17 protein-coding genes and 1 pseudogene are annotated in these 19791 nt (G+C 69.4%); 7 read left to right on the forward strand and 11 right to left on the reverse strand.

Annotated elements, in window-relative coordinates:
- Positions 1 to 5: 5 nt before the first annotated feature.
- The 9 genes from ACIPEK_RS30560 to ACIPEK_RS30600 are packed head-to-tail and all read right to left on the reverse strand — an operon-like array spanning position 6 to position 10571.
- Entirely contained in the window at positions 6 to 1157 is a 1152-nt protein-coding gene (locus ACIPEK_RS30560) for an SGNH/GDSL hydrolase family protein (RefSeq protein WP_402002538.1), read from the reverse strand.
- Positions 1154 to 2233, reverse strand: coding sequence for a DUF1565 domain-containing protein (locus tag ACIPEK_RS30565; protein WP_402002541.1), 1080 nt, complete (start codon positions 2231 to 2233; stop codon positions 1154 to 1156). The genes ACIPEK_RS30560 and ACIPEK_RS30565 overlap by 4 nt, the downstream gene beginning before the upstream one ends.
- Complete coding sequence (locus tag ACIPEK_RS30570; protein WP_402002544.1) at positions 2230 to 2832, reverse strand: DUF624 domain-containing protein; 603 nt, start codon at positions 2830 to 2832, stop codon at positions 2230 to 2232. Before ACIPEK_RS30570 ends, ACIPEK_RS30565 begins: the two co-directional genes overlap by 4 nt.
- Positions 2833 to 2834: 2 nt before the next feature.
- A complete protein-coding gene (locus ACIPEK_RS30575) occupies positions 2835 to 4820 on the reverse strand; it encodes a hypothetical protein (RefSeq protein WP_402002547.1) in 1986 nt (661 codons plus the stop codon).
- A gap of 4 nt (positions 4821 to 4824) precedes the next feature.
- The gene (locus tag ACIPEK_RS30580; RefSeq protein WP_402002550.1) at positions 4825 to 6615 is read right to left on the reverse strand and encodes a heparinase II/III family protein; all 1791 of its coding nucleotides are present in this window, start codon (positions 6613 to 6615) and stop codon (positions 4825 to 4827) included.
- Positions 6603 to 7367: an SDR family NAD(P)-dependent oxidoreductase gene (locus ACIPEK_RS30585; RefSeq protein ID WP_402002553.1), complete on the reverse strand. Its 765-nt coding sequence runs from the start codon at positions 7365 to 7367 to the stop codon at positions 6603 to 6605. The genes ACIPEK_RS30580 and ACIPEK_RS30585 overlap by 13 nt, the downstream gene beginning before the upstream one ends.
- Before the next feature lie 44 nt (positions 7368 to 7411).
- Positions 7412 to 8335, reverse strand: coding sequence for a carbohydrate ABC transporter permease (locus ACIPEK_RS30590; protein ID WP_402002556.1), 924 nt, complete (start codon positions 8333 to 8335; stop codon positions 7412 to 7414).
- Positions 8322 to 9290 (reverse strand): carbohydrate ABC transporter permease, encoded by a 969-nt coding sequence (locus tag ACIPEK_RS30595; protein WP_402002559.1) that lies wholly within the window; start codon positions 9288 to 9290, stop codon positions 8322 to 8324. Before ACIPEK_RS30595 ends, ACIPEK_RS30590 begins: the two co-directional genes overlap by 14 nt.
- A 12-nt stretch (positions 9291 to 9302) precedes the next feature.
- Complete coding sequence (locus tag ACIPEK_RS30600; RefSeq protein ID WP_402002562.1) at positions 9303 to 10571, reverse strand: ABC transporter substrate-binding protein; 1269 nt, start codon at positions 10569 to 10571, stop codon at positions 9303 to 9305.
- 228 nt (positions 10572 to 10799) lie between these two features.
- Between ACIPEK_RS30600 and ACIPEK_RS30605 the strand changes: the two genes are divergently transcribed.
- Both ACIPEK_RS30605 and ACIPEK_RS30610 read left to right on the forward strand, forming a co-directional pair.
- Positions 10800 to 11906 (forward strand): LacI family DNA-binding transcriptional regulator, encoded by a 1107-nt coding sequence (locus tag ACIPEK_RS30605; protein WP_402002565.1) that lies wholly within the window; start codon positions 10800 to 10802, stop codon positions 11904 to 11906.
- Between the two features lie 169 nt (positions 11907 to 12075).
- The gene (locus ACIPEK_RS30610) at positions 12076 to 12258 is read left to right on the forward strand and encodes a hypothetical protein (protein WP_402002568.1); all 183 of its coding nucleotides are present in this window, start codon (positions 12076 to 12078) and stop codon (positions 12256 to 12258) included.
- 225 nt (positions 12259 to 12483) lie between these two features.
- Here ACIPEK_RS30610 and ACIPEK_RS30615 read toward each other — a convergent pair.
- Positions 12484 to 13197, reverse strand: a pseudogene (locus ACIPEK_RS30615) (endo-1,4-beta-xylanase).
- Between the two features lie 425 nt (positions 13198 to 13622).
- On the opposite strand from ACIPEK_RS30615, the gene ACIPEK_RS30620 reads away from it, so the two are divergent.
- From ACIPEK_RS30620 to ACIPEK_RS30640, 5 genes are read left to right on the forward strand one after another with little or no spacing between them, the layout of a single operon-like run.
- Complete coding sequence (locus ACIPEK_RS30620) at positions 13623 to 14441, forward strand: ABC transporter substrate-binding protein (RefSeq protein WP_402002571.1); 819 nt, start codon at positions 13623 to 13625, stop codon at positions 14439 to 14441.
- A gap of 1 nt (position 14442) precedes the next feature.
- On the forward strand, positions 14443 to 15429 hold the full coding sequence (locus tag ACIPEK_RS30625; protein ID WP_402002574.1) for an amino acid ABC transporter permease: 987 nt from the start codon (positions 14443 to 14445) through the stop codon (positions 15427 to 15429).
- A 3-nt stretch (positions 15430 to 15432) separates the two neighbouring features.
- Positions 15433 to 16203 carry an amino acid ABC transporter ATP-binding protein gene (locus ACIPEK_RS30630; RefSeq protein ID WP_402002577.1) on the forward strand — a complete coding sequence of 257 codons (771 nt, stop codon included), beginning with the start codon at positions 15433 to 15435 and terminating at the stop codon, positions 16201 to 16203.
- Positions 16203 to 17453: a M20/M25/M40 family metallo-hydrolase gene (locus ACIPEK_RS30635; protein ID WP_402002580.1), complete on the forward strand. Its 1251-nt coding sequence runs from the start codon at positions 16203 to 16205 to the stop codon at positions 17451 to 17453. The genes ACIPEK_RS30630 and ACIPEK_RS30635 overlap by 1 nt, the downstream gene beginning before the upstream one ends.
- Positions 17454 to 17479: 26 nt before the next feature.
- The gene (locus tag ACIPEK_RS30640) at positions 17480 to 18379 is read left to right on the forward strand and encodes a MurR/RpiR family transcriptional regulator (RefSeq protein WP_402002583.1); all 900 of its coding nucleotides are present in this window, start codon (positions 17480 to 17482) and stop codon (positions 18377 to 18379) included.
- 44 nt (positions 18380 to 18423) lie between these two features.
- On the opposite strand, the gene ACIPEK_RS30645 is transcribed toward ACIPEK_RS30640, so the two are convergent.
- On the reverse strand, positions 18424 to 19644 hold the full coding sequence (locus tag ACIPEK_RS30645; RefSeq protein ID WP_402002586.1) for an MFS transporter: 1221 nt from the start codon (positions 19642 to 19644) through the stop codon (positions 18424 to 18426).
- Positions 19645 to 19791: the final 147 nt, after the last annotated feature.

Here is a 19791-nt window from a genome sequence, read left to right on the forward strand (position 1 = left end):
GGCCCTCACAGAAGGTGTCGGCGGTCGACGGCCGCGGCCAGCGCGGCATGACCGGCGGGGTCGGGGTGCAGTCCGTCGCCGCTGTCGTACGCGGGCAGCATCCGCGACGGTTGTTCCGGGTCGCGCAGTGCCGCGTCGAAGTCGGCGACGGCGTCGAAGACCCGGCCGGTCCGGACCGCCGCGTTGACCTGCTGCCGTACCGCTTCCAGCTCCGGCGTCCAGCGGATCCAGCCCCCGAACGGGGTGATGGTCGCGCCGACCACCCGCAGCCCGGTGTTACGGGCGCGAAGCACCAGCTGTCGGTACCCGGAAAGGACCCGCGCCGGATCGGTCTGGCTCGGCGGCTGCTGAAGGTCGTTGACGCCGAGATGGACGAGTACGGTCCGCAGTCCCGGAAGCGACAGCACATCGCGGTCGAAGCGTGCCTGTCCGCTCGGCCCGAACCGGGCGTCGTCCAGCAGCACCCGGTTGCCGCTGATGCCGAGATTGGCGACGGCCGAACCGGGAAGGCGCCTGGCCAGTTGGTCGGGCCAGCGCAGATCGGCGTCGTCGGGTGTGCCGACGCCCTCCGCTATGGAGTCGCCGAGCACCGCGATCACCGGCCCGTGCGCGCCGGTCACCTCGACACCCGTCAGCAGGAACACCGATGTGGTGCGCACGCCGTCGACGGTGTGCGAGGCATGGGTGTTGCGGTGGAAGGACAGCGGCCCGGTGGGGCCGGGGAGCCGGGTCTCCACCGTCAGAGCCGCCGCTTCGGTGGTGCGCAGACCGGCGACCGGGTCGCTGGTCAGCGAGGCGCCCGCGGCGATCCACGCCTGCGCTCGCCCGCCGAACGTCACCGGCCGGCCGCCCGCCGTCACGGGGCCGATCAGGACCGGAACCGTGCCGAAGGCGTGCCCGTAGCGCAGCCGGACCGTTCCGCCCGCCGACAGCCGTACGTCGGCGGTGAACGTGCCGTCGGTCAGCCCGGCGCTCGCCACCGCGTCGGCGGCGGTCGGCGCGGTCTGCGCGGTCGCCCAGGACGTCGTCCAGCGCGACCGGCCCATGCCACTGTTCGACGCTTCGGCGGCCTGAGCCCCCGGCGCCGTCGCGGCGACCGCCGCCAGCCCGGCCGCCGCCGTCAGTACCCCGCGTCTCGCGGGTCCCTGCCCGCTCACTGGGGGCACGCACCGGTCGGCGTGTACTCGCTGCTGTAGGTGCCGACCGCGTCGCCACCGGTGTTGCCGCTCATCGTGTTGGTGCACACCGGACCCTGCGGGGTGCGCATGAACTTGATGCCGCCGCCCGCGTTACCGGTGATGGTGTTGCCATAGACACTGGTGTCGATGCCGTCGGTCGCGGTGTCGCCGCCGAGCCGGATGCCCGCGCCGACGTTGTCGTGAATGGTGTTGTAGCGGAAGATGTTGCCGCTGCCGCGCGCGTCCAGCCCACCGGAGCCGGAGTCCTTCTGACCGCTGCAGTCGTTGTGCTCGACGTAGTTGTTGGTCGAGTTCTCCTTCACATCGACGCACTCATTGCCCTGGGTGACGATGGTGTTGTGGTGGATGCGGTTGTTCCTGCTGATGTCGGGGGCCGCGTCCGGGGCGCCGTTCGCCCCCTGCTGCTCGGGGGCCGTACCGAGGTAGATGCCCTCGCCGTTCTTGCCGCCGCCGCCGAACTTGAAGTCATTGACCCCGCAGTTGGTGATCGTGTTGTCGGAGATGTCGGCGCCGGTCACCAGATAGCGCACCCGCAGGCATTCGTCGGCGGCGTTCTTCAGTGTCATTCCGGTGATCCGCAGACCGCCCACACCATTGCCGGGAGTTGTGCTCATGACATAGATGAGCTTGAGGCGGTACCCCGACACATCGGTGGACGACCCGTGCAGCCCGTCCACGGTGAAACCGCTGAGCGTCGTCGAGTCGTGCTGCACCTGAATGATCCGGGCGTCGCCGGCCCCCTTCACCACGGCGTTCGACGGGCCGGTGATGCTGACTCCGGCGCGCTTGGTCACGACGTCCTGCTGGTACGTGCCGGCGGCGAGGTTCACGACCGAGCCCGTCGGTGCCAGGTCGACCGCTTTCTGGATCGTGGCGAGCGGGGCGCTCGCCGACGTACCGGCGTTGGAGTCACTGCCGGACGGCGACACGTAGTACGCGGTGGCGGCTTCGGCGGCCACGGACGTCGGGGGGAAGACGAGCGGGGCGCCTGCGGCGAGCGCGGCGACGAGAGTGGTGCGTAGTACGCGGCTCATGGGGTGTGCCTCCTGGGGTCTGCGAAGGACAGAGCGAGTAGTACGGGGACGCTGGGGCCGAGGAGCAAGGGCCCCAGCGGTACGACGAGGGAGAGCAGCGCGGCGGAGATCACCGCGCCGAGCAGTGCGGTGCCACGGGCCGCGGACCCGAAGCCGAGGGCCAGTGCCCCGCGCGACCAGGTGCGGACCGTCCCGTGCGGTGACCGGCCCGCCTCGGCCGCGAGCGCAACATGATGGACGACCAGAGCGGCCGCGATGCCCACCTGCGCGGCGAGGAGTACGAACGTCCACGGCTCCGAGCGGCCCAGCAGATGGACGATGTTGGCGGTCAGGACGATCCCTGCCGCGGTGGACGCCAGACTGTGGCGCCACAGGGCCTGCCAGTACTGCGGGAAGGCGCTGAACGCGTTGGTGAAGCAACGGCTGTCACCCTCCGCCCGCCACCGCTGCAGGGCGTGCCCCATTGCGGCGAGCGCGGGCAGCCAGGTCACGACACCGAGCGACAGCACGGCGAACGCGGCCCCGGCGGCGGCCGGGTAGGCCACGAACTCCAGCCGCCGCAGCAGCGTCGGCCAGCCGGACGAGAGGGTTGCCTGCATGATCAGCCGACCTTTCCTGTGTACGGTTCCGGGACATCGAGCAGCACGCGGCCGTTCAGTTCCAGCCGGGTGGCCGCCACCACATACGGCGCGCAGCCGTTGCCGCCGAGCAGCACCGCCGCCGCATCGGCCGAGACGGCGGCGGTACGGATGCGACGGGCGACGGGGGAGAGGAGCACGGTCTCCTCGCCGAAGGTGATGCCCTCGCCCTCCGCACACACGACCCGCTCGGCGGCGACCTGTCCGCCGCCCGGGGTGATCGCGGTGAGGAAGAGACCGTTCGACGTCCGCGCGGTCGTCGAACGCAGCGTGTGCAGCGTGCGGGTGAGGCGCAGCTCCGGCGTACTCGACGTCGGATTGGCCTCGACCTCCGTGGCCTCGGAGACTACGGAGCCGTCGAGTGGCGCGAACTGCCGCACCAGCGCCGAGGCCGCCCCGGACCGGATCAGCCGGCTGCCGTCCGGCTGCGGCTCGGTCGGCCGGTCGGTCTGGAGCAGGAACGTCCATTCCCGCTCCGCGTCCGCCTCGGCGAGGTCCAGCAGTACGAGCCGCCCCGACGGGGTGAACACCAGCGTCCGGTCCAGCCGCCGCACCCCGAGCCCGGGGTCGTACATCGCGGCGATCTCCGCCGTGGCATGCGCCCAGCCGCAGTCGGGGGCGGCGAGCACATCACGCTGCCGGGCCTGCCGCTCGTACGGGATGTCCTTGTAGACGTGGTAGCGGTCCTCGTCCGCGTACCCCTGTCCGTCCACCAGCAGCAGGTTGTGGTGCGCGGCCCGCTTGCGGTTGCTGTAACCCTCGTCGACCGCGAGGAACGCACCCTGCGAGACCAGCACGAACGAGCCCGAATCGGGGTGGTGGTGCCCTTGGCTGAGGGTCTCCCAGCCCCGCTCGGCCCGGTGCTTCGCCGACGTCTCCCACGCCTTGTGGCCACCTCCGGGGCTTGCCTTGAACGAGACGAGCGTGGCGTCGTCGTCCCAGCCGGTACGGGCCGCGAGCAGACCGAGATCCGGGAAGAAGGCCCAGGTCTCGGTGGGACGGGCGCCGGCCACGGACGGGTCGTACCAGAGGTATTCGAGGTAGGCCTCCGGCAGAATCCCGGGCCGCACCCCGCTCTCCGCGGCTTCCTGCCACAGCAGTTCACCCGAGGCGAGATCGCCCATCCACTGTGCCTCCGGGATGCCGTACTGGGCGGCGAGACGGTAGTACAGACCGGCGCTGTGCCCGCTGCGCCGGTCGTGGCAGTCGCCGTGGTCGACATTGAACGCGAAGCCGGGGGCGGTCTGGTGCAGCCGGTAGCGGAAGGTGCGGGAGAGGAAACCGCCCCGCCCCCACCAGTCGATGCCCTCCGCCTCCTGGAGGAGATCCAGATGGATGGCGAGGAAGGGCACGCCGTAGCGCCAGTACACGACACCTTCGGCGTGCGAGCCGTCCTCGGGCATCAGATCGAGGACCGTGCCGAGGTTGTCCTTGGCACGCTCGGTCCACTCCTCCTTGCCCAGCACATATCCGGCCGTCGCCAGACCCGCGTAACAGATCCAGTTGTGGTTCTGCCAGTACGACGACGACCACCAGCCGCCCTCACCCGCCGCCGCGAACTCGAACATCCGCCGCCCCTGGAGCAGCAGCTTGTACCGCAGCAGCGCCCGCACCCCGTCCGGCAGATCGTCGCCGATCCACCGGTACGCGAGCGACAGATGGTGCAGCAGCCAGCCTGCGTCCAGATCGCGGTCCGGCATATGGGCCTTGCCCCAGTGCGGCAGCCGCACCGCGGCCTCGATCCAGCGGCGGCTCTCCGCCAGATGGGCCGGGTCGCCGCCGACCCGGTAGGCCAGCGCCGGGTTGGAGGCGGCCGGGCCCAGCCAGGTGATGCTGGCCAGAGGGTGCGTACGGGGCGGGGCCAGCCCGCGGTGGCGGGCGGCCTCCTCGTACAACCGCACCTCCTGCGCGGGGCGCGGACCGGGCGGCGGGGTCGCCGAGAGCAACAAGGGTTCAGTCCTCCGTCCGGAACCGTGCGGTGCTGCCGTCGGCCAGCGCGACCGTCAGCAGTCCGTCACCGTCCAGCTCTACGCCGGTGACGGCAGGGCCCGCCGACGCCGCCTGATACACCGAGGCGAATGTGATCCGGTCCGACTTCGCGGTGAAGTCGACCCGGGAACGCATGCGCTGCGGATCGTCGGCCGGACCGGGGCCCGGCCGGGTGACTGGACGCACGGCCGCGCCGGGGGTGTGGATGTGCCAGCCGTGCAGGGTCTCGTCGCCGTACCAGGTGGTGCGCACCGGACCCGCGGCCTGGAGCTGGATGTCCAGCGCGACACCGGGACGCAGCTGCGCGGTGAGCCGGCGCTCGTCCTCGGCGGTCACGGTCAGCAGGTCGACCAGATAGCTGTCGCCGAGCGCGACCTGCCGCACCGCACGCACACCTTCGTACGCAGTCGTCACCTCGGCCGTGACGCGGGAGCCGTCCGAGCCGAGCAACTTCCCCATGCACTCGGCCTGTTCCGCGTAGTCCGCGCGGAAGGAGGGGTGCGCCTCGGTCGATGCGTACAGATCGCGGAACTCGGCATGGGCATAAGGCACTTGACCTGGGTCGGGCTGCCACGGGGTGGTGTCTCCGTACAGATACAGCGACAGCTTGTCGCGGTGCCCGTGCGAGCCGCCGTGCGGACCGAAGTCCAGCAGTGCGTGGACGCCCGCGTGGCGCAGCACCGCGTATCCGGCGGTGGAGAACACTGTGACCGGCGCCGGCACCGGACGCTCCGGCAGTGGGGGTCCCGCGAACCATCCGCCCAGCTCGCGGTCGAGCCTGTCGTCATGTGCGCCGAGTTCGTCGCGAGCCCGCTCCGCCACCGCATCGAGAGCGGCGGAGGGAACCAACTGCTGTGCCAGTGCGACAAGTTCGAGCCACTCCAGCGCGAGCGGACCGCGCAGATACGGGCCGTCGTGCAGTGCGGGCAGGATGCCGCCCGCAGTGGCGATCGTCGCCAGTACGTCCGTCATCGCTGCCAGTACGTCCACCACATCGGACGGAACGGCCGCAGGGTCGGTGCGGCGCAGCGCCAGCAGCGCGGCCCGCAGCACGAACCCGTGGTAGTAGGTGCTGCCCTCCCACTCCCAGCCGTCGTCGGCGACCGCGACCCGCAGATGCGCATACAGCCCGTGCTCGCCCTCCAGCCACTGCTTGGCGCCGCCCCACTCCTGGCCCCGGGCCGCAGCGGCGCCCCGACTCGCCGCCACACCGGCCGCGTTGAGCCACGCGGTGTAATTGGAGGCGAGGTGGCCCTGACCGGTCAGCACGTCCCGGGCGTCCAGCGCGGCCCGCTCCAGGTCGTCGAGGAGCGGCAGCACCGCCGCCAGATGTTCCGTGGATTCCTCGGCGAGCGTGATCACGGTGTGCCCGATGTTGACAGCCCAGATGGCGTCGGTCAGCGCCTGATGGAAGAGCCGGCCGCGCAGCATCCAGGTCTGTGCCTCACCGTGCCGTTCGGTGGCGAGCTCGGCGTACAGACCGGCGTACTCGACGAGCCGCGCCACCGCCTGAGCGCGCTCGCCCTGGTGGGCGAGCACCCGAAGGTGCCGCGCCCACGCCTGGTGCGACAGCACCAGCCAGGCGCCGCGCACCGCCTCGTCGTCCACCCGGCAGCCGTACGCACACCGAGCACCGCCCGCCGGGAAGACCCCGGAGAGCAGGTCACCGTGGTCGAGTTCCACACCGTGCGCCGGGCAGACGTACGCGTGCCACCAGCCGCCGCGCTCCCGGGCGATGCGCCTCAACGCGGCCACACGCCACCGTCGATGTCCACCGTGGTGGCGGTGAGGAAGCCGGACGACGGCGACGCCAGATGCACGACCGCCGCGGCGACATCCTCCGGGGTGCCGGCCCGGCCGACCGGGATGCCCGCCTCCATCGCCTGCTGAGCCTCGGGCGCGGTGAACGTGTCGTGGAAGGCGGTGCCCTTGATGAAGCCGGGCGCCACGGTGTTGACCGTGATGCCTGTGCCGCCGAGTTCCTTGGCCAAGCCCTTGGTGAAGCCGCGGACACCGGCCTTGGCCGCTGCGTAGGCGACCGAACCGGGGCCGCCGCCGTTGTGCGCGGCCAGCGAGGACATGGTGATGATGCGCCCGGCCGGCGACTTCGTCAGCTGCGGCAGTGCGGCCCGCACGGTGCGGAAGGTCGACGTCAGATTGGTGGAGATGACCTGGTCGAAGTGGTCGTCGGACATTTCGGCGATCGTGGCCCGGCCGATCAGGTGGCCCGCGTTGCAGACCAGGACGTCCAGGCCGCCGAGGAAGTCGGTCGCCTCGTCGATGAGCCGGTCCACATCGCCGGTCACCGTGACATCGGCCTTGAACGCCTTCGCCCTGCGGCCCAGCGCCTCGATCGCGGAGACCGTCTTCGCGGCCTCGTCGGCGGAGGAGTGGTAGTGGACGGCGACATCGGCACCGGCCTCGGCGAGCGCGACGGCGATGGCGCGGCCGATTCCGTGGCCTGCCCCTGTCACCAGTGCGTGGGAGCCGTTCAGATCAGCAGACATGGAGTAAGTACCTTTCGAAGAACGGTGGTTCGGGCCGGAATCGGTTACTTGAGACCGGCGGTCGCGAAGCCCTGCACGAAGTAGCGCTGGCCGATGAGGAAGAGAATGACCATGGGCAGGGTGGCCAGAGTGGTGCCGGCCATGAGGAAGTGCCACTGGGGGCCGTTCTCCGTCTTGAAGACGGAGAGACCCACCTGGATCACCCGCAGGCTGTCCGTGCGGGTCACCAACAGCGGCCAGAGGAAGTTGTTCCATGACGACTCGAAGGTCAGCAGCGCCACGGTGGTGAGCGCGGGCTTGACCTGCGGCGTCATGATCCGGGCGTAGATCCGGAACTCGCCCAGACCGTCGAGCCTGGCCGCCTCCTCCAGCTCCACCGGAAGGTCCAGATAGAACTGACGGAAGAGGAAGACCGCGAAGGGGGTGACGGCGCCGGGAACGATCAGCGCCCACCAGGAGTCCAGCCAGCCGCTGCCGCCCTGGCCGAAGATGTCGTTTCCGCCGGCCAGCGGCATGAAGCGGACGATCAGGAACTCGGGCAGCACCTTGGTGTAGGTAGGGATCATCAGTGCGGCGACGAAGGCGTAGAAGATGACCTCGCTGCCCCGGAACCTGATCCGCGCCAGCGCGTATCCGGCCATCGACGCCACCACCACATTGATGACGGTGTGACTGAACGCGATGATGAAGCTGTTGCGTGCGTACGTCGCGAACGGCGCCGCCTTCAGCGCGTCGAGATAGTTCCCAAACTCCCAGTGTTCCGGCAGCAGTCCGGCGTCCTGCGAGGCGATCTCGACCGGCGTCTTGAGTGAGGTGAGCACCATCCAGACGAACGGCACCACCATCAGCAGCGAGACGACGGTGAGCGTCAGATAGAGCGCGATCCGGCCGACGGAGAGCGGCTTGCCCTTCATCTGTGGCCGGGCCTTCTCCAGGGCCCCGGGCCTGTGCAGCTCAGTTGTGGCCACGGGTGCCTCCCATGATCCGCCGGTTGACCAGGGTGAAGCCCATCAGCAGCACGAACAGCACCAGTGACTGCGCACAGGCGTAGCCGATGCGGAACTCCCGGAAGGCGGACTTGTAGATCTCGAACGTCATCATCGTGGTGCTGTTGGCCGGGCCGCCGTCGGTCAGGATGTAGATCTGGTCGAACGACTGGAACGCGCTGATCATCGACGTGATGAGCACGAAGAACGTCGCGGGCTTCAGCAGCGGCAGGGTGATCGAGAAGAACTGCCGCACCTTGGACGCGCCGTCCACCGAAGCCGCCTCGTACAGCTCTTTCGGCAGGGACTGAAGCGCGGCCAAGTAGATGAGCATCTTCATGCCGATGCCCTGCCAGATGCCGACCAGGATCACCGAAGGCATCGCCCACGATGTCGACGACAGCCAGGCCGGGCCTTGGATCCCGAGGAACGACAGAAGTGTGTTCAGCAGCCCGTTGCCCGGGTTGTAGATCCACAGCCAGACCAGGGCGATCGCGACGGTCGCCGTCACCTGGGGAATGAAGACCGCGGTACGGAAGATGCCCCGCGCCCTCAGCCCGGTGTGCAGCGCCAGGGCCACGAGCAGCCCCAGCAGCATGCCGAACGGCACGGTGAAGAAGGTGTAGACGACGGTGTTGACGATGGACTTGCGGAACACCGCGTCGTCCAGCATGTCCCGGAAGTTGTCCAGGCCCACGAACTGCGGCGCCGTCAGCACGTCGTACTTCGTGAAGGCCAGAACCACCGACGCGACGACCGGCAGGCCGATCCAGAGCGAGGCATGCAGTAGCGCGGGTGCCACCATCAGCATGCCGGCGCGTTGCCTGCGGCGCCCGGGGCCGGTGGGTGCCCGGCCGGTGCGTTTCTTCGCGACCGTGTGCTCGGTCGGGGAAGGGGGCCGCGCGGGCCTCGCCTTCAATACGGATGTCGCTCCCACAGTGACGGGTCCTTACATCCGGCCGATGGCGGCTTCGGCTAGCCGGCCGAGTTCCGCGATGGCGTCCTTCGCCGACTGGCCGCCCACGATGGCGGGCTCCAGCGTGGGCTTGATCTTTTCGCGGATCTCCATCCAGGCAGCGGTGCCGCCCTCCGAACACGCGTCGCCCATGCTCTGCAGGGAGAGATCGACGAACTTGTTCTCCTTCACATAGCTGGAGTCGCTGAGATCCTTCAGCCCGGGAACCGATCCTCGCTGCTTGGCCGCACCGAGGATCGACTCGGGCGTCGCGAGGTACTCGACGAGGGCACGGGCCGCTGCCGGGTGCTTGGAACTGGCGGACTGGGTGACGAGCGTGCCGCCCTGGAGCATCGCGGGCTTGCGGTTGGCGAGGATGAACGCCCCGAGCTTGTCGTCCTTGATCAGGTCCGGCGTCTGTTCGCCGACCTGCCTCCACAGTGCACTGGACGTCATCATCATCGACGCCTTGCCGGTCTGCACGTTGGTCGGGGCCCCGAGGTCCGTCTTCTTGGCGTAGACGGCGGAGCCGTCCTTGATCAGGTCCTTGAAGAACTGCAGCGCCTCGACCCCACGGGCATCGGTGAACAGCACCTTCTTGCCGTCCGCGCTGAACAGCTGGCCGCCGTTGGCGAAGAGGAAGGTCTCCCAGCACTGGCGCAGATGGATGGAGAACGGGTCGAAACCGATCCGGCCGTCCTTGGTCAGCTGCTTGGCCACGGCGCGTAGTTCGGCCCAGTTCGCCGGGGTCTTCTTGATGCCGGCCTCGGCGAAGTGGTCCTTGCGGTAGACGACGATGCGGGTGTCGAGGACGACCGGCAGCGCGTACAGCTTGCCGTCGTACCGGGACGGCTCCAGGACCCGCTTCTCGTAGTCGTGCGCGGTGGCGAACTTCTCGGGCAGCTCGGCGATCGCCTTCTTCGCGGCGAACGGCGGGATCCAGCCCACGCCCATCATCAGCACATCGGGCAGCAGACCGCCCGCGAGCCCCGTGGTGATCTTCTCGTTGAGCTGTTCGTACGTGGTGTAGTCCACGTTCACCTTGACGTCCGGGTACTTCTTCCGGAACCCGCCCAGGATCTCCTTCTCCAACAGCGTCTTGCCGTCGGCGCCTTCGTAGATCGGGGTGAGCAGCGTGATCTCGCCTTCGGCCGGGCCGTTGGCGGAACCGGCCGCCGAAGTGCCGGTGCCGCACCCGCTGAGGGCGGCGGCAGCGGTGCCGGCACCGATGGCAGCAAGCAGCGACCGTCTTTTGAGTTCCATGGGACACCCCTTTTGAGGTGGAGAGGCTGTGGATCGATCCAGCGATGGCAACCCAGCCATGGCTGGGAAGCGCTGGTAAATCGATGCACTGATGCTAGGAACGCCCCGAGAGGGACGTCAACAGCTGATGCACATGAATTTTCAGGGATGTTAACGGGTGTACCGGTGAACCAATTCCAGTAAATCGATACACTGCTAAGGTCAGATGCGTTCCGAACCGGAGGTGGCATGAGCGGGGTAACGATCCATCAGGTCGCGGAGGCCGCGGGGGTCTCCGCGAGCACGGTCTCCAACGTCCTCAACGGTCGTACGGACCGTATGCAGGCGGCCACGCTGGCCCGCGTGGAGCAGGTGATCGAGCAGCTCAGCTACCGGCCCAACCGTGCGGCCCGGATGCTGCGAACGGGCCGCATCAAGGTCATCGGTCTCATTGTGCCGTCCGTCGCAAACCCGTTCTGGGGGGCGCTCGCCCGTGAGCTGGAGGCCATTGCGCTCGCCGAGGGATACCACGTACTCCTCTGCAACAGTGAGCGCGATCCGGCCCGCGAGCTGAAGTACGGCGAGGAGCTGCTCGCGGACGGGGTCAGCGGAGTGGTGCTGTGCTCCTCGCTTCCCTCGCTCGACCATGTGACACCGCTGCTCAGCCGCGGACTGAAGATGGTCGCCTTCGACCGCACCGCGCAGGCGGGCGACCCGCCGTCGCTGTCCTCCATCAGCGTCGACAACGCGATGGGTGCCGAGCTCGCCACCCGTCATCTGATCGAACTCGGCCACCGCCGACTGGCGTTCGTCTCCGGATCGGTCAACAGCGTCAACCGCCGTGAGCGGCTGCGCGGCTTCCGGGCCGCCCTGGAGTCGGCCGGTCTCGACCCGGCCGACGCGATCGTCTGGCCCGGCGCCGACACCGCCGAGTTCGGTGACAAGGACGCCGCCGAACTGGGACGGAACGCAGCCAGGGAACTCCTCGGCGGATCACGCCCGCCCACCGCGTTCGTCGCCATCAACGACATGTGCGCGATCGGGATCTGCCGGGGCGCCAAGGACGCCGGGCGCAGTGCGGGGCAGGACGTCTCCGTGGTCGGCTTCGACGACATCCTCCTCGCAGACCTCTTCGAGCCCCCGCTCACGACGGTCCGCCAACCGCTTCCGGAGATGGCCGCGGAGACGTTCCAGCAGCTGCGGGCGCGGATCGACTCGGCGCCTGCGGCGGGACGATCGCTGCTCATCCGTCCGAGACTGGTCGTACGGGAGTCGACGGCCCCGGCCCCGTCCGGCGTGGCCGCGGCGGTCCCGGGGCCGAGCGGAGCCGGGCGGGTGGCGGGCCGGTCGGCGTAGGGAGCCGACGCCCAGGTCCCGACCGACGCCTGCGCTCGCCGCGCCGGACGGAGTGCGGCAGCGCCGGTGGGGCGTGACGGGGCCGTATCGCGTACCGGGAGTTGCCGTTTGGTGGCAGCGGCACGCGGGGTGTCCTGGGAGTGCGTCGCCAGAGGTGTCGCGTTCAGGGGTGGGCGAGTTCGAGAACGGTGATGCCGGCGAGGACGACCGCGCCGGCGGTGGGGCGCAGACGGCCGAAGCGCTCACGGAAGAGGAGCGTGGCGATCAGCGCCGCGATGAGGATGCTGGTTTCACGCAGGGCGGCGACGTCGCCAGGTCGCCGTGCGCTTGCGCCCAGATGACGAGGCCGTAGGCGAGCAAGGAGATGACGCCGTCGGCCAGCCCGACCCGCAGACCGGCTTGAGCTGCGCCGCGGCCACTGCGCTGAACGCCGCGCCCCGCATCGTGGTCGCGGCGGCCGGCCTCTCCGCCGCGGTGGCCGCCGACCACTCCTACTGGCGCGGCCGTCGATGTGACACGCAAGAGCGCGGCGATCAGGGATCGCCGCGCCCTCATTTCCCTGTCGGATGCCGGACGGTCAGGAGGCGGTGCAGGCCCCGATCGTGGGCGCCGATGTGTTGCCGTTGGTCATGACGGTGAACCCGAAGGTTGTCGACGCCCCGGCCGTCAGGCTGCCGTTGCCGTTCGGCTTCATCGTCATCACATGGCCGCTGCCGTCCCAAGTGGGGCTGCCGTTCCAGGTCGTGGCGATCCGCTGCGGCGAGGTCACGGTCACCGCACAGTCCAGCCGCTGATCGCGGAACTCCCGGCCTTCACCGTCACCTGCCCGTTGAAGCGGTCGCTCCAGGTGTCCGTCTAGGTGTAGGTCGCTGTGCAGGTCGCGCCACCCGTGCCGCCACCGCTGCTGCCACCGGTCGAGCCGCCGAGTGCGGAGAGCACCGTGTCGTACGCCGGCTTCTTGCTGTAGTTGCTGTCTGCCCTTGCCCTGGGCGTGGCTGACGATCTGGTCGGCGGGGCCGTAGCTGAACGAGTTACGGGTGGCCTCCACGGCGTCCCACTTCATCTCGTTCTCCGGTGTCACCGCGTTGAACTCGGTGTCCAGAGTGGAGGCGTGCTGTGCCTCGCCGAGGTGATTGGCCGCGACGGCCGCGCCGAAGTACCGTCCCTTTGCCGCCGCCGATGCGCCGAGCGTGCTCGCGGCATTCGCCGTACCGGCCAGCGAGAGGACGCCGGCGGCGCCCAGCACACCTGCCGTGGTGAGGACGAGAGCCCTTCGGATCCGGGTGCGCAGTTGCGGGCGTGCTGAGCCGCGCGAGGCGACCCAGGCGTGGATTTGGTGCGTTACATATCCCCGTGACGATCGACGTTCTGAAACGAGTCTGGGGTGAGTGCTGTGATGTGAGGGCTGTGCTGACGGCTGGAGAATCCGCAGCTGATGGCGTGCTTCGTCGCCGGGTCCGACCGTTATCGATATGTTACAGGCATTACAGTATGGCGAAAATATGCCTGACGTGTAACGTGCGGGCATCCGGTCGGCGGTGAATCAACCGCACGGCAGTTCCGCGAGAGGGGTCCGTGTTGCACACCCGCCCAGTCCGCCGCGCAGTAGCGGCCACTGCACTGTTGATCGCATCGTCCACGACGCTGTCCGCATGCGGAAAAGATGGCGCCGTCGATGGTGCTGCCGCTCCCGCAGGCGATGTCACCGTCGCGGGTGTGCACGTCACCCGCGACGCGAAACTCCACGCCTCCCTGCCCGCGGCCGTCAGGTCCAGCGGCACGGTCCGGGTGGCCACCGACGTACCGTATGCGCCGTTCATCATGTTCGAGACCGAGGGGCGGCCCGAGCTCACCGGGCTCGACTACGACCTCGGCCAGGCGCTCGGCGCCAAGCTGGGGGTGCGATTCGCCTTCACCGCCCAGAAGTTCGACGGCATCGTGCCCGCCATCCAGGCCGGCAAGTTCGACGCGGTCATCTCAGCCATGACCGACACCAAGGAACGCCAGCGGGTCCTGGACTTCGTGGACTACTCCGTATCGGGCTCGGGAATCCTCGTGGCCAAGGGGAACCCGGACCGGATCGCACGGCTCGACGACCTCTGCGGCAAGAAGGTCGGTACCGAGGCGGCCACCCACCAGCTGGAAGTGCTGAAGGCTCATCAGGCCAAGTGCGCCGAAGCAGGCAAGGACGCCATCTCCATCCAGACGTTCCCGAAGGATTCCGACGCCCAACTCGCCCTGCGTTCAAGGAAGGTGGCCGCTGATCTGCTGACGAAGCCCGGCGCCGGCTGGACGGCGAAGACCGCCGACGGCGGCCGCGCCTTCGAGGTCGTCGAGGACCCCGCCGCCGGCGGCGGCTACGAGGCAACCCCCAACGGTATCGGTGTCAGCAAACAGCTTCCCGGGCTGACCGACGCGATCCACAAGGCCGTACAGGCACTCATCGACGACGGCACGCTCGGCAGGATCTGCGACAAGTACGGCGCCGCCTCCATCGCGGTGAAGCAGGCCACCAAGAACGCGGCGGTGTCCTGACATGGCCGCCCTCACACCCGCCGGGGCCGTACGCGGCGCCCAGGCCACCGCACCGCCTGCCGAGGAAGGCCTCACCGTCGTACCGATCCGCCACTGGGGCCGATGGCTGGCCGCCGCGGCAGCCCTCATCGCCCTCGTCGGCCTGATCGGCTCCCTCGCCGGGAACAAGAACCTGCACTGGGACATCGTCGGGCACTACGTCTTCGCCGACCTCGTCTTCAACGGCCTGGCCACCACCCTGTGGCTCACCGCCGCAGCCATGGCCGTCGGCCTCGGGCTGGGCGTTCTCGTAGCCGTGATGCGCCTGTCGTCCAACCCCGTACTCCGCGCCCTGGCCAACGCGTTCGTCTGGATCTTCCGCGGCACCCCGCTACTGGTCCAGATCATCTTCTGGGGATACGCGGGCGCCCTTTACAAACACATCCTGATCGGCATCCCGTTCACCCACATCACCTTCCTGGACATGGACACCAACACGGTGCTCACCCCCGCGGTCGCCGCACTCCTGGCACTGGGACTGAACGAGGCGGCGTACGCGAGTGAGATCGTCCGCGCGGGTATCCAGTCCGTCGACGCGGGACAGACGGAGGCCGCCCACTCGCTCGGCATGCGACCGGCCCTGACCACCCGGCGCATCGTGCTGCCCCAGGCCATGCGGGTCATCATCCCTCCGCTGGGGAACGAGACGATCAACATGCTCAAGATGACCGCTCTGGTCTCGGTGATCTCCGCCCACGACCTGATGTCCAACATCCAGGACGTGTACGCCCAGAACTACCAGGTCATCCCCATGCTCGTGGTCGCCAGCATCTGGTACCTGATCCTCGTCACGGCACTGGGCCTGCCACAGTCCTGGCTGGAGCGCCGATACGGCCGCGGCACGACACCCGGCACCCCTGCCACCGGGCCGCTGCAACGCCTCGTCACGGGTGCCGCACTCCGGATCTCCCGCACCGGCCCCGCCGCATCGACCGACTCGAAGGGATGAGAGATGAGAGTGGAAACGCCGATGGTGCACGCCGAGGGCGTGCGCAAACACTTCGGGAAGGTCTCCGTGCTCCGGGGCATCGACCTGACCGTCGAACGCGGCCGCGTCTGCTGCCTGCTGGGCCCCTCCGGCTCGGGGAAGTCCACGTTCCTGCGCTGCATCAACCATCTGGAGAAGATCGACGGAGGCAGCCTTTCCGTCGACGGCGCCCCGGTCGGCTACCGACAGCAGGGCAACCGGCTGTACGAGCTGAAGGAACGCGAGATCGCCCGCGCCCGCCGCGACATCGGGATGGTGTTCCAGCGGTTCAATCTCTTCCCGCACATGACAGCGCTGGAGAACGTCATGGAGGCGCCCGTGAAGGTCGCGGGAATCACCAGGGCCGAGGCACGTGCCGACGCCCTGCGGCTGCTGGACCGGGTCGGCCTCGCCGACCGCGCCGAGCGCTATCCGGCCCAGCTGTCCGGCGGCCAGCAGCAGCGCGTCGCGATCGCCAGGGCGCTCGCGATGAAGCCCGAACTGATGCTCTTCGACGAACCGACGTCGGCTCTGGACCCGGAACTGGTCGGGGAAGTGCTCGACGTGATGCGGCAGTTGGCCGCAGAAGGGATGACGATGGTCGTCGTCACACACGAAATCGGATTCGCCCGGGAGGTCGCGGACACGGCCGTCTTCATGGACGGCGGTGTCGTGGTCGAGGCCGGTGAGCCACGGCAGGTACTCGGCGATCCCCAGCAGGAACGTACCCGTACCTTCCTGTCGAAGGTCCTGTGATGCCCGAGGTACGGCAGCGGGGCACGGCGGCCCTGCTGCTCCCCGATGCCCTCGCTCTCCAGCCCCGCTACCTGGCGGACCTGGAACATCTGGTGTCCATCGACTCCGGCTCGTACAGCCCTGAAGGAGTCAATCGCATCGCGGCATGGACCGTGCGACGCCTGACCGGCCTGGGGTTCGAGGTGGACCGGTCGCCCGTCACGGCCCCGGGCCAGGACACGCACTTCGGTGACCTGGTGGTGGGGCGGCTGCGCGGCCGGCTCCCTGCCGAACAGGGCGGACGGCGCATCCTTCTCGCCGGACACCTGGACACCGTCTTCGACGACGGGACAGCGGCGCAGCGCCCCTTCACCCGTAACGGACCGCTCGCCCACGGCCCCGGAGTCAGCGACGACAAGGGCGGCCTGCTGGCCGGCCTCACCGCCGTGGAACTCCTGCTGCGCCGCGGGATGACGGACTTCGCGGAGATCGTCTTCCTCGCCACCCCCGACGAGGAGATCGGCTCCCCGGCCAGCCGCCGGGTGACCGCGGAGCTCGCCGCAGCCGTGGACTACGGGCTGGGCCTGGAGTGCGCCCGGGAGAACGGCGACCTCGTCATCGCCCGCAAGGGGGTGGCGGACTTCATGATCACCGTCACGGGACGGGCGGCCCACGCCGGCATCGAACCGGAACGCGGAGCGAACGCCGCGCTCGCCGCCGCACAGCTGCTCATCGCCTGCCAGCAGATGAACGGACGGTGGGGCGACGTCACGGTCAATGTAGGGATGATCCGGGCCGGCAGCCGTATCAACATCGTCTGCCCCGAGGCCGAGTTGCATGTGGAGGTACGCTCCTCGACCGGATCGGGTATCCAGCGCGCCCGTCAGGCCATCGAGGCCGCCGCCGCCCACCTGACCGTACCGGGCACCACGGCCACCGTGCGGCAGACGGAAGCATGCCCGGCCATGGAGGACACCCCGGCGGCCCGGGCTGTGTTCGCCCACGCCCGGGAGGCCGGGGCTGAGCTCGGCCTCGACCTGGGAGCCGCTGCCACCGGTGGTGTCGGCGACGCCAACACCATTGCCGGAGCCGGGGTGCCGACGCTCGACGGCCTCGGCCCGGTCGGCGGCGGTGACCACAGCCCGCAGGAGTGGCTGGACGTGACGACGGTCCCGCCCAGGGTCGCCCTTCTTGCGGCACTGATCACAGCTCTCGGCTCCACGGCGACAGCTGACCCGGATACCCGGAGCACGCCGATCCGCGTAATCTGAACCCCTTTGGAAAGGTGGCCCGGCCCATGTCCTCACTCGCCGAAGAGATCCGGCAACGGTTCGGTGACCTCAGCCCCGCCGAACGCAAGGTGGCCCGGGTGCTTCTCGCCGGCTACCCGTCGGCCGGTTTCGAGACGGTGGCCACGCTCGCCGAACGCGCCGCGGTGAGCGCGCCCACGGTGATCCGTTTCGTCAACCGGCTCGGCTACAAGGGGTTCCCCGGCTTCCAGGCGGCGCTGCGGGGGGAGCTGGAAGAACGCAGCGCCTCACCTCTGCAGCTCTACAGCACACGGGGATACGGCAGTACGTCACCCGGCGCACAGGAGGAGGAGGGGCGGGACACCGCGCACCCCGAGGGCGGACAGGACGTCTTCAGCCCCGAGGTCGCACGTACGCTGCGGGAACTGCCGCCCCACGACGTGCAGGCGGCGATCTCCCTGCTCTGCCACCCCAAGCGTCGCATCATCCTGGCCGGCGGCCGGTTCACGCATCTGCTGGCGCAGTACCTGGGGCTGCACCTCATGCAACTGCGCGGGGACGTGGTCATCCTGCCGGACCGCGACGTGGAGCGGACCGCCGTCCTGGCGGGTCTCGGCCGGCGGGACGTCCTCGTGGTCTTCGACTACCGGCGCTACGAACCGGACAAGATCGTCATTGCCGAGATGGCCGCGCAGTGCGGAAGCAAGGTCGTCCTGTTCACCGACGCCTGGCTCTCGCCGGTGACCAGCCTCGCCGACGTCGTTCTGCCCAGTCATGTCGCCGCGCCTTCACCGTACGACAGCATGGTCCCAACGCTGGCCACCGTCGAGACGGTGCTCGCCGGGGTGCTCAGGCAGCTCGGCGAGGAGGGGCGCAGCCACTTGGAGCACAGCGAGGACGTGTCCCGCCGGGCAGGCATCCAGCCGGACGACCCCGGACCGGTCTGAGACGGTGGCCTACCGGGTGCGCTGTCGAGTACACGCCCGCGCGCTCAGACGCGATTGACGCGGTACACGTCCCGCACACAGAGGTTGAGGACCGTGGTGGCCACGATGGCACCGGCACAGACCAGGAGCACGGTCCGATCGGCCCAGGCACGTGCGGCGAGCGCGGTGACGAGGTAGCCGAGCGGGATGGCGATACGCTCCCCGACACCGTTGAACGAGCTCATGCGGCCCAGCTCCTCCTGGGGCACGTGCTGTTGGAGCGCGGTGTTCCACGCCACGATGGCGACATCCAGCCCCACGCCCGCGAGCACGGCACCGAGCAGCACCCAGGGCAGGGCCAGGCCCATTCCCAAGGCTGCCGGTGGCAGGCAGAGCCCGGAGCCGGTGACGACGGCAACGGCCAGCAGACGGTGGGGCTTCCAGCGCAGGCAGACCACCGTCCCCGCAAGCAGCCCGAACGCGAACGCGCCCTGGACGAGCCCCCAGGAGCGCGCCCCCGAGTAGTGCTCGGCGGCGACGACCGGGCCGAGGAGCTGAAAGCCGGCCAGCCATGCGGCGACCACGACCGTTCCGGCGGCGGTGTACGTCCACAGCCAGGTGCGGGAGCGGAAGCCGGACCAGCCCGCCCGCAGGTCGGCCAGGGCGCTGCCCTTCGTGACCGGCGCGCCCAGCCGCAGGCCGAGCAACAGGAGCGCTGCGACCAGGAAGGTGAGCGCATCCCACGACAGGGCCCACGCCGGGCCGCCGACCGCGACGACCAGACCTCCGACGACGGGGCCGAGCACCTTGACGGCATTGTTCGGAAGCCGGACCAGCGCATTGGCCTGCTGCAGGTGCTCCGCCGCGACGAGTTGCCCCACCACACCGACCGCGGCCGGTGCGGTGAAGGCCACGGCGACCCCAGACGCGAAGCCGCACGCCGCGATCGAAGCGGTCGTCGCATGATGAGTGGCCACCAGCACGGCGAGCACCCCCTGCGCGGATGCGGACAGGAGATTGCCCAGAAACAGAATCCGGCTGCGCGACAGACGATCCGCGAGGACGCCGCCCGCGACGGTGAAGACGATCGTCGGCACGGAGTTGGTGGCCAGCACGACGCCGAGGGACCCGGCTCCTCCGCCCTGTCCGATCACCGCATAGGCGAGGGCGAGGGGAGCCACCGCGGACCCGGTCGTCGAGATGAGATTGGCGAGGACGAATCGCCGGAAAGCGGCAACTCGCAGTGGTTTTAATGGAGTTGTCGATAGTTCGATCGCGGCCTTCATGTTCCTCCTGTGGTCGCCCGGCGGGCACCCTATCCTGCTCTCGGAAGCAGTCGAAGCGGTGCGTGTACGGTCGCCCCGGGCAGGTGGGGCACTGGAACAGATACGCACCCCCGAGGTCGCCCAGGACCGGCTCCGCCCCTTCGAACG

The organism is Streptomyces sp. NPDC088246 (assembly GCF_044741025.1).
GTDB lineage: Bacteria > Actinomycetota > Actinomycetes > Streptomycetales > Streptomycetaceae > Streptomyces.

What these genes read in the sequence shown, in the direction of transcription:
- ACIPEK_RS30640 (WP_402002583.1), top strand. Translation starts at nt 17,480, where the DNA reads ATGTCCTCACTCGCCGAAGAGATCCGGCAACGGTTCGGTGACCTCAGC.
- ACIPEK_RS30600 (WP_402002562.1), bottom strand. Translation starts at nt 10,571, where the DNA reads ATGGAACTCAAAAGACGGTCGCTGCTTGCTGCCATCGGTGCCGGCACC.
- ACIPEK_RS30605 (WP_402002565.1), top strand. Translation starts at nt 10,800, where the DNA reads ATGAGCGGGGTAACGATCCATCAGGTCGCGGAGGCCGCGGGGGTCTCC.
- ACIPEK_RS30625 (WP_402002574.1), top strand. Translation starts at nt 14,443, where the DNA reads ATGGCCGCCCTCACACCCGCCGGGGCCGTACGCGGCGCCCAGGCCACC.
- ACIPEK_RS30645 (WP_402002586.1), bottom strand. Translation starts at nt 19,644, where the DNA reads ATGAAGGCCGCGATCGAACTATCGACAACTCCATTAAAACCACTGCGA.
- ACIPEK_RS30570 (WP_402002544.1), bottom strand. Translation starts at nt 2,832, where the DNA reads ATGCAGGCAACCCTCTCGTCCGGCTGGCCGACGCTGCTGCGGCGGCTG.
- ACIPEK_RS30565 (WP_402002541.1), bottom strand. Translation starts at nt 2,233, where the DNA reads ATGAGCCGCGTACTACGCACCACTCTCGTCGCCGCGCTCGCCGCAGGC.
- ACIPEK_RS30630 (WP_402002577.1), top strand. Translation starts at nt 15,433, where the DNA reads ATGAGAGTGGAAACGCCGATGGTGCACGCCGAGGGCGTGCGCAAACAC.
- ACIPEK_RS30635 (WP_402002580.1), top strand. Translation starts at nt 16,203, where the DNA reads ATGCCCGAGGTACGGCAGCGGGGCACGGCGGCCCTGCTGCTCCCCGAT.
- ACIPEK_RS30585 (WP_402002553.1), bottom strand. Translation starts at nt 7,367, where the DNA reads ATGTCTGCTGATCTGAACGGCTCCCACGCACTGGTGACAGGGGCAGGC.